7 protein-coding genes, 4 tRNA genes and 2 rRNA genes are annotated in these 7,460 nt (G+C 48.3%); 9 read left to right on the top strand and 4 right to left on the bottom strand.

From position 1 onward, the window contains the following. A 23S ribosomal RNA gene (locus BZG76_RS15170) occupies nt 1-168 on the top strand; the annotation flags it as partial. Nucleotides 169-283: 115 nt separating this feature from the next. After that, nucleotides 284-399, top strand: a 5S ribosomal RNA gene (gene rrf / locus BZG76_RS15165). A gap of 376 nt (nt 400-775) precedes the next feature. Here rrf and BZG76_RS15160 read toward each other — a convergent pair. The 3 genes from BZG76_RS15160 to BZG76_RS15150 form a co-directional block, all read right to left on the bottom strand. Further along, the gene (locus tag BZG76_RS15160; protein ID WP_077461941.1) at nt 776-1,420 is read right to left on the bottom strand and encodes an isochorismatase family protein; all 645 of its coding nucleotides are present in this window, start codon (nt 1,418-1,420) and stop codon (nt 776-778) included. 12 nt (nt 1,421-1,432) lie between these two features. Next, complete coding sequence (pssA, locus tag BZG76_RS15155) at nt 1,433-2,782, bottom strand: CDP-diacylglycerol--serine O-phosphatidyltransferase (RefSeq protein WP_021024455.1); 1,350 nt, start codon at nt 2,780-2,782, stop codon at nt 1,433-1,435. A 111-nt stretch (nt 2,783-2,893) separates the two neighbouring features. Continuing rightward, nucleotides 2,894-3,325 (bottom strand): GNAT family N-acetyltransferase, encoded by a 432-nt coding sequence (locus BZG76_RS15150; protein ID WP_021024456.1) that lies wholly within the window; start codon nt 3,323-3,325, stop codon nt 2,894-2,896. 75 nt (nt 3,326-3,400) lie between these two features. Between BZG76_RS15150 and murB the strand changes: the two genes are divergently transcribed. Beyond that, nucleotides 3,401-4,435: a UDP-N-acetylmuramate dehydrogenase gene (gene murB / locus BZG76_RS15145; protein WP_021024457.1), complete on the top strand. Its 1,035-nt coding sequence runs from the start codon at nt 3,401-3,403 to the stop codon at nt 4,433-4,435. Next, the gene (birA, locus tag BZG76_RS15140) at nt 4,432-5,400 is read left to right on the top strand and encodes a bifunctional biotin--[acetyl-CoA-carboxylase] ligase/biotin operon repressor BirA (protein WP_077461940.1); all 969 of its coding nucleotides are present in this window, start codon (nt 4,432-4,434) and stop codon (nt 5,398-5,400) included. The genes murB and birA overlap by 4 nt, the downstream gene beginning before the upstream one ends. Nucleotides 5,401-5,418: 18 nt before the next feature. On the opposite strand, the gene coaA is transcribed toward birA, so the two are convergent. After that, a complete protein-coding gene (gene coaA, locus BZG76_RS15135) occupies nt 5,419-6,357 on the bottom strand; it encodes a type I pantothenate kinase (RefSeq protein WP_077461939.1) in 939 nt (312 codons plus the stop codon). 209 nt (nt 6,358-6,566) lie between these two features. On the opposite strand from coaA, the gene BZG76_RS15130 reads away from it, so the two are divergent. The 5 genes from BZG76_RS15130 to BZG76_RS15110 form a co-directional block, all read left to right on the top strand. Beyond that, a tRNA-Thr gene (locus tag BZG76_RS15130) sits at nt 6,567-6,642 on the top strand. A gap of 7 nt (nt 6,643-6,649) precedes the next feature. Next, nucleotides 6,650-6,734 (top strand) — tRNA-Tyr (locus tag BZG76_RS15125). 37 nt (nt 6,735-6,771) lie between these two features. Then, nucleotides 6,772-6,846, top strand: a tRNA-Gly gene (locus BZG76_RS15120). A gap of 13 nt (nt 6,847-6,859) precedes the next feature. Beyond that, nucleotides 6,860-6,935, top strand: a tRNA-Thr gene (locus BZG76_RS15115). Between the two features lie 104 nt (nt 6,936-7,039). Beyond that, nucleotides 7,040-7,460, top strand: a 421-nt coding sequence (locus BZG76_RS15110) for a GTP-binding protein (protein WP_131825335.1), incomplete at its 3' end; no start/stop codon positions are given.

Here is a 7,460-nt window from a genome sequence, read left to right as displayed (position 1 = left end):
GATAAGCGCTGAAAGCATCTAAGCGCGAAGCTGGCCCCGAGATGAGTCATCCCTAGAGCTTCGAGCTCTCTAAAGGGTTGTCGTAGACGACGACGTTGATAGGCAGGGTGTGTAAGCGCTGTGAGGCGTTGAGCTAACCTGTACTAATTGCCCGTGCGGCTTAACCATACAACACCCAAGAGGTTTTGGGTTGGACTCRRAATAAGCCAGTTGRTTGTGGCGAGAACGAAACAGCTTTCTAGATACGTGTTTTGACTGAAAAGTGAAGACACACCAAATTTTGCTTGGCGACCATAGCGCTTTGGACCCACCTGATCCCATGCCGAACTCAGTAGTGAAACGAAGCAGCGCCGATGGTAGTGTGGGGTCTCCCCATGTGAGAGTAGGACATCGCCAGGCTTTGATTTCTTGTTTTCAGATTTTTGAAAAAAGTCTGAAGGCAAAAACGGATTTAATCATCAAAGCAATGATATGTAAGACTTTGATGAGTAGACATACGAAGCCCTGACCTAACGGTCGGGGCTTTTTTGTATTTGAGAGTCTAATAAAATTGTGTATCTTGCAGCAAAATTATCGATCTACAGATCGCAATATAATTATCAAAGTAGATATGCGTAAAACGTTGATGAACTGAAATATGAGGTCCTAACCACTCGGTTAGTTTTTTTTTGTTGTAGGAATTGGCCTTAATAAACCGGTCATTAACTAATATGGTGATCCTAAAGGCTATATAAGCAAGATCGCAGCAAGCAATCATGTGCTGCTGCGATACGAATTAACGGGGTAGTAGACAGCGCAACGCCAGTTGACTATCGACTAACTTGATACCGACGGCCAGCATTTCGTCACAGGCAGAGGATACGGTTTTAGCATTAATCCCTCGGCAAGCGGCAAGGTTAACGACAACGTCGAAACGACCCCGTTTTTTCAGTTGGATAGCGGTTGTTTTGACGCAGTAATCGGTTGCCAGCCCGCCCACTATTACTGTTTCGACATCTTGGCTATGCAGCCACTCAATTAATCCAGTACTGAGCTTTTCTTCAATATCATGAAAGCAAGCACCATACGGATGAAGATCGGGCTCGATGCCTTTCCAAACCACATAATGATATTCGGTCACTGCTGGCAATGCGTCAATCGTCTCAAACCCTTTCGTTCCGGGAACCGCGTGTTGCACCCAAGTCAGATCGGCGTTTTTATGCGGCAAAGGCTGGAGCATGTCAGCGGGGTCGTCGACCATCCAAATGGCGTTAGCAGGATGCGCATCTTTGGTCAAAACACGTACGTCAGCCAACGTTGCCTGCTCGTTGAGTGCCGGTCCGATGGTATCGCCTTCGGGGACGGGTAATTCGTCAGGACATAACGGCGTAAACGTGCGCTGTGCATCAACGTCAATGGCAGCTATTTTGGCCTGTTTCATTGCGGTTATCCCCTAAAGTATCTGATTGAGTATATGATCGGCCTTAACCCGCTTTATCCGTTTAAGTAGGCGTTTGACTGGCGCAGGATAATCCTCCATTTTTTCTATCTGCTTATAACTGCCAACCAGCTGTGTATGAGCCAAGATCGTATCTACCTCTTGCTGCTTCTGCGCCTCTAATTGCTGATGCTTATCATGAATCAAGATGGCGTTTTCTAAGTCTAGCTTCCAGGCGCGCGGATTGAGGTTATTTCCCGTTAACAGCATATACTGGCGATCGACCCAAATGCCTTTCAAATGGAAGCTGTTGTCATCATGTTTCCAGATATGGATATTTAACTGACGTTTTGCAATCGCTGCTTCGTTGCGACGGGCAAAGTTGCGTAAGTTGACTTCATACAAATAAGGCAGAGCTGAAATCGTCTTAAATGGCGCCTCTGGTGGTGAGTAGAAATCGTTCGCGGTTTTATCCCCCACTATAATCCTCACGCTTACCCCTCGGCGAAGTGCGCGACGGATTTCGCGAACGACACTGCGTGGTGGATTAAAATAGGGCGTGCAAATGACTAATTCATCATGGGCACTGGCAATCAAATGACAGATATAGCGATTGAGCTTATTTTTCCGTTTACCTAACCCGACCATCGGGGTAAGTCCAACTTGGTCTTCACTAATCGGCTCATCTTGATATCGATAGCTGGCCTGCTGTAGCTGACCACGAAACTCACGAATGTTTGGCTTTAGTGCTTTGCTGTTGGGGCGGTCGGGCGAGGTGAGACAGTTGACGGCACTGTCGGCGATTAACGTGTTGACAATAAAGTCTGCCATGGTGTCGGCGAGTACTTTATTGGCGAGCACGTGATAACGGTCATAACGGTATCTATCATGTTGCGCTAAATAGACATCGTTTAAGCTGGCGCCGCTGTATATAACGGTGTTATCAAATACGAATCCTTTTAAGTGCAAAACGCCGAAGACTTCGCGGTTTCTAACTGGCACACCCAAGACCTCTATCTTATGTGGGTAGCGCTCTGCATAAGCTCGATATAGTCCTGCATTACCGTCCGACTGTTCAGCACCAATTAACCCTCGCTGTGCGCGATGCCAGTCGACTAATACTTTGATATCGAGGGCAGGGTTAGCTTGCTTTGCTTCGTAAAGCGCATCCAGAATGCTTCGTCCTGCTTCGTCGTCTTGTAAGTATAGAGCGACCAGATAAATACGTGATGTTGCTTTTTTTATTTCGCTAAGGAGCCGTTCTCTAAATGAGACCGCGTCTAATAAGGTTTCGAGATTTTCTGGCTGGTGCGCAATGGTGGGCAAGCGATCAATAAGCTGCCGGTTTGCGTTCGCTGAATCCATTATTACCTCTTTTTGTTCGACGGCCAGAGTCGAGCATTGATACTAAACCCTGAATGATACCAGAAATTGCGTCAAGCTACGGATCACCGCGCAATGGCTTTGTTGCTAATGTCACGCTTTGGGTGAGTATTCCATCGCCACTAAATCTTTGCCACTTTGACAATAACGGTGCAGGCGTGCAGCCAGATCATCGGGTAATACGTGATGATCGACAGGCGTAAAACCATGCTGCGCATACAAGGTAGTCAGTGGACGGAAAGCTAAGCAAAAGCTAGGACGTTGACACAGTGTTTCTTGCACTGCGTCGAGTAAACGATGACTTAAACCTGTTCCTCGCAGATCAGGGTGTAGCAACATGCCTGTGAGTAACTGATACTCGAGACGTTGCTGAAAGCGTACCGCGCCACATAGTCCACTCGGGCCATCAATGACCCAAATACGTTCATCTTTCTTGGGTTTTCCGGGAGGATAGTGTGTTTTGTAGAACCGCGCTACCAGTGGGAACCGCAAGGGCTCTAGCGGGTGAATGTGATAATTATCCATAGCCTAATAGATGCGCAATACGAGCAGGACAGGTAGTATACCCATCAATGAGTTTTCTAACAGCGTAATGCAACGATGAAGTGGTTATCTGATGTGTCTTTGACACCCCATCATACGTTTGGTTTGCCCGCGCGCGCCCAAGCGATTGTAGAAGCACATTGTGTGCAAGACTTACAAGAGATTTGGCAAGCGTCTGATTATCACAACTCACCGAAGTTAGTGGTTGGTGAAGGCAGCAACCTGCTTTTTTGCCAAGACTTTGAGGGAGTGGTGGTCCTTAACCGCCTAAAGGGGATCACGATCGATAACCACGCTGACCATTACCTATTACATGTTGGCGCCGGTGAGCCTTGGCATGCGTTTGTTGCCTGGAGTATTGATAATGCGATGCCTGGGCTTGAGAACCTGGCATTAATTCCCGGCTGTGTGGGGGCGGCACCGATTCAAAATATTGGTGCCTATGGTGTCGAATTTGCCGAGCGTTGCGCTTACGTCGATATCTATCATCCTGACACGGGCAATCAACGTCGTCTGTCTTGCGATGAATGTCAGTTTGGTTACCGCGATTCGATTTTTAAAACCCCCGCCATGCAGGGATGGGTCATTACTCAGGTTGGCTTTCGCTTGGATAAAGCGTGGAAACCGGTACTCAAGTATGGCGCGTTAGCTGAACTGGATTCTCAACAAGCGACCCCCAAAGGCATTTTTGATGCTGTGTGTGCGATTCGGCGCGCTAAATTACCCGATCCTTCTGTATGCGGTAACGCTGGGAGTTTCTTTAAAAATCCGGTGCTTGATAGCGAGCAAGCGACAAAGTTAAAGGTTTCTTACCCTGATGTGCCGCTCTTTTCCGCGCCTTTGGGACAAAAAAAGGTCGCAGCGGGGTGGCTGATTGATCAATGTGGCTTAAAAGGGAAACGCCAAGGCGGCGCACGCGTTCATCCTCAGCAAGCACTGGTTATTACCAATGCCGAGAATGCGATCAGTGATGATGTGATACGTTTAGCTAAGCATGTCGTCTCGCATGTTTATACGCGTTTTGGTGTGAGGCTTGAGCACGAAGTGCGCTTGATTGATCAGCAGGGTGAAACAACCTTGGAGGCACAATGAAGAGCGCGCATTCGGCACGTCTCGCCTTGATTACACGTTTATCTGATGGTGAGTTTCACTCTGGCGAAATGCTGGGGGAAGCGCTGGGTATGACGCGTGCGGCGATCAGTAAACACATCAAGGTTCTCCAATCTTGGGGGCTTGATATTTATCGAGTACAGGGCAAAGGCTATTGCTTATCACAACCGATTGAGCTGCTCGATGAAGCTTGGTTAAGTGCCCATACCGATATACCTGCTTTGGCTGTGATCCCAGTGATAGACTCAACCAATCAGCATTTAATGGAAAGAGTGGGGCAGCTCAGTCCTGGTAGTGTGTGCCTGGCCGAGTATCAGCAACAAGGCCGTGGTCGTCGAGGGCGTGCATGGCAATCGCCGTTTGGTAGCAATTTATACCTCTCCATGTATTGGCGATTAGATGCAGGGCCTGCGGCGGCAATGGGGCTCAGCCTTGTCGTCGGAGTAGCAATGACAAAAGCGTTACACGATCTGGGTGCGCCAGGTGTCAAAGTAAAATGGCCAAACGACCTCTATTATCAAGACAAAAAGTTGGCGGGTATTTTGGTTGAAATGACCGGGCAAACGGGTGATGCGGCACACATAGTGATTGGTATGGGACTTAACCTCGGCATGGGGGCCCATCTTAACGACAATATTGATCAACCTTGGGCGAAGCTTGCACAGGCGTGTTCACCGATGCCGGCACGTAATACGTTAGCAGCGAACTTGATTGACCGTCTCAAGGCATCGCTTATCGCCTACGAACAGCAAGGTATGGCTAGTATTTTGGCTGATTGGCCACAACTGGATAATTTTATCGGTCGCCCCGTTAAGCTATTAATGGGCGACCGCCAGGTAAAAGGTATTGAGCGCGGTATTGATGAGCATGGCGCCTTATTGCTGGAGGTTGATGGAAACATCACGCCTTACTTGGGAGGGGAAATCTCGTTAAGGCGCGATGATTAGTCCTTATACGAATGCGGACTATTTACGCACGCGAACGCGCTGAACAGAATGGTTCGGGCCTTTTTCTAACACTAAGCTTGCCCGTTCACGGGTTGGCAAAATGTTTTCTAGTAAATTCTTGCCGTTAATATCATTCCAAATGGTGGCTGCTTTCTGTGTCGCTTCTTCGACGGACAAGCGCGTGTAATGGTGAAAATAAGCTTGTGGATCGAGGAATGCCCCGCGCCGAAACTTCATAAAGCGTTCGATGTACCAGTGTTTGAGTAAGTCAGGCTCGGCGTCTACATAAATAGAAAAGTCGAGAAAATCAGAAATAAACACGTGGTGCGGGTCGTGTGGATAGTCCATGCCACTTTGTAGCACATTCAGCCCCTCTAATATTAAAATATCGGGCTTTTCGACTTTTTGCTCATCCGATGTAATGTCGTAGACAAGGTGAGAATAAACAGGCGCAGTGACACAGTCTTTGCCTGATTTGACGTCAGCGACAAATTCAACCAGCTTGCGCATGTCATACGACTGCGGGAAGCCCTTTTTGTGCATGATGCCGCGCGATTCGAGCTCAGCATTGGGATATAAAAAACCATCAGTGGTGACTAACGCCACTTTAGGGTGATCCGGCCACCGGGTTAGAAGCGCTTTTAGGAGCCTCGCCGTCGTGCTTTTCCCAACCGCCACACTGCCTGCAATGCCGATAACGTAAGGCACATGGTTTGACACGGGCTGAGAAAGAAACTCATCAAGCACTTCAGTTCGGCTTTTACGCGCTTTAACATACAGATTGAGTAAGCGCGACAACGGTAGATAGACATCGCGCACTTCATCCATTGATAAATGTTCATTCAAGCCGCGTAAGCGGTCAATGTCATCTTCGGTAAGCGTCATGGGCACTGCATCCCTCAGTTCAGCCCATTGTTGACGGTCGAACGACAAATAAGGCGTTAGCGTTGCGTTCATGATCCATGTGCCTTAAGCCAATAAAGAGAGTGACGATACCGCAAACCAGCGGGAAGGAAAAGCGCTTGCCTATTGTCATCAAGGTGTTGGCTGGTTACTTTCCCAACAATCACACAAAAAAATACCCAAAAGACGCAAAAATCACCCATTTTTTTAAAATTCCCTATTGCACCCCTCAAATCCATGGCATAGAATGCGCAGCACTTGTCGCCGGCTTAGCTCAGTTGGTAGAGCAACTGACTTGTAATCAGTAGGTCGCCAGTTCGATTCCGGCAGCCGGCACCAAAATTTAGGTGGAATTCCCGAGTGGTCAAAGGGATCAGACTGTAAATCTGACGGCTCAGCCTTCGAAGGTTCGAATCCTTCTTCCACCACCAATTTCAAATTGTTTGAATAGCTCTACGAGTAACGATTGCGGGCATCGTATAATGGCTATTACCTCAGCCTTCCAAGCTGATGATGCGGGTTCGATTCCCGCTGCCCGCTCCACTCTTTTTAGAGTGCTGATATAGCTCAGTCGGTAGAGCGCACCCTTGGTAAGGGTGAGGTCGGCAGTTCAAATCTGCCTATCAGCACCATCCTCTCCAAGGTTACTTCAAGCCGTTTGATGTATACTCAACAAACCTGATTGTTGGTTGTGTGGTCGTAATGCCACCGAAATACCGTGCTTAGAGGGACTGTCATGTCTAAAGAAAAATTTGAACGTACGAAAACGCACGTTAACGTTGGTACTATTGGCCACGTTGACCATGGTAAAACTACGCTGACTGCAGCTATCTGTACTGTACTTGCAAAAGTATACGGCGGTGCTGCGCGTGATTTCGCGTCAATCGATAATGCGCCAGAAGAGCGTGATCGTGGTATCACCATCGCAACGTCTCACGTTGAGTACGATACGCCAAACCGTCACTACGCACACGTTGACTGCCCAGGACACGCTGACTATGTGAAAAACATGATCACCGGTGCGGCGCAAATGGACGGTGGTATCCTGGTTGTTGCGGCAACTGATGGCCCAATGCCACAGACCCGTGAGCACATCCTACTAGGTCGTCAGGTTGGTATTCCAAACATCATCGTGTTCATGAACAAATGTGACATGG

The organism is Salinivibrio sp. AR647 (assembly GCF_001995415.1).
GTDB classification, from domain to species: Bacteria; Pseudomonadota; Gammaproteobacteria; order Enterobacterales; family Vibrionaceae; genus Salinivibrio; species Salinivibrio costicola.
Note: the sequence above shows the minus strand (reverse complement) of the source record. Positions and strands in the feature narration are given on the sequence as shown.

Bases quoted from the DNA above. Each gene is read 5' to 3' on its own strand.
- BZG76_RS15160 (WP_077461941.1), bottom strand. From the start codon at position 1,420: ATGAAACAGGCCAAAATAGCTGCCATTGACGTTGATGCACAGCGCACG.
- pssA (WP_021024455.1), bottom strand. From the start codon at position 2,782: ATGGATTCAGCGAACGCAAACCGGCAGCTTATTGATCGCTTGCCCACC.
- BZG76_RS15150 (WP_021024456.1), bottom strand. From the start codon at position 3,325: ATGGATAATTATCACATTCACCCGCTAGAGCCCTTGCGGTTCCCACTG.
- murB (WP_021024457.1), top strand. From the start codon at position 3,401: ATGAAGTGGTTATCTGATGTGTCTTTGACACCCCATCATACGTTTGGT.
- birA (WP_077461940.1), top strand. From the start codon at position 4,432: ATGAAGAGCGCGCATTCGGCACGTCTCGCCTTGATTACACGTTTATCT.
- coaA (WP_077461939.1), bottom strand. From the start codon at position 6,357: ATGAACGCAACGCTAACGCCTTATTTGTCGTTCGACCGTCAACAATGG.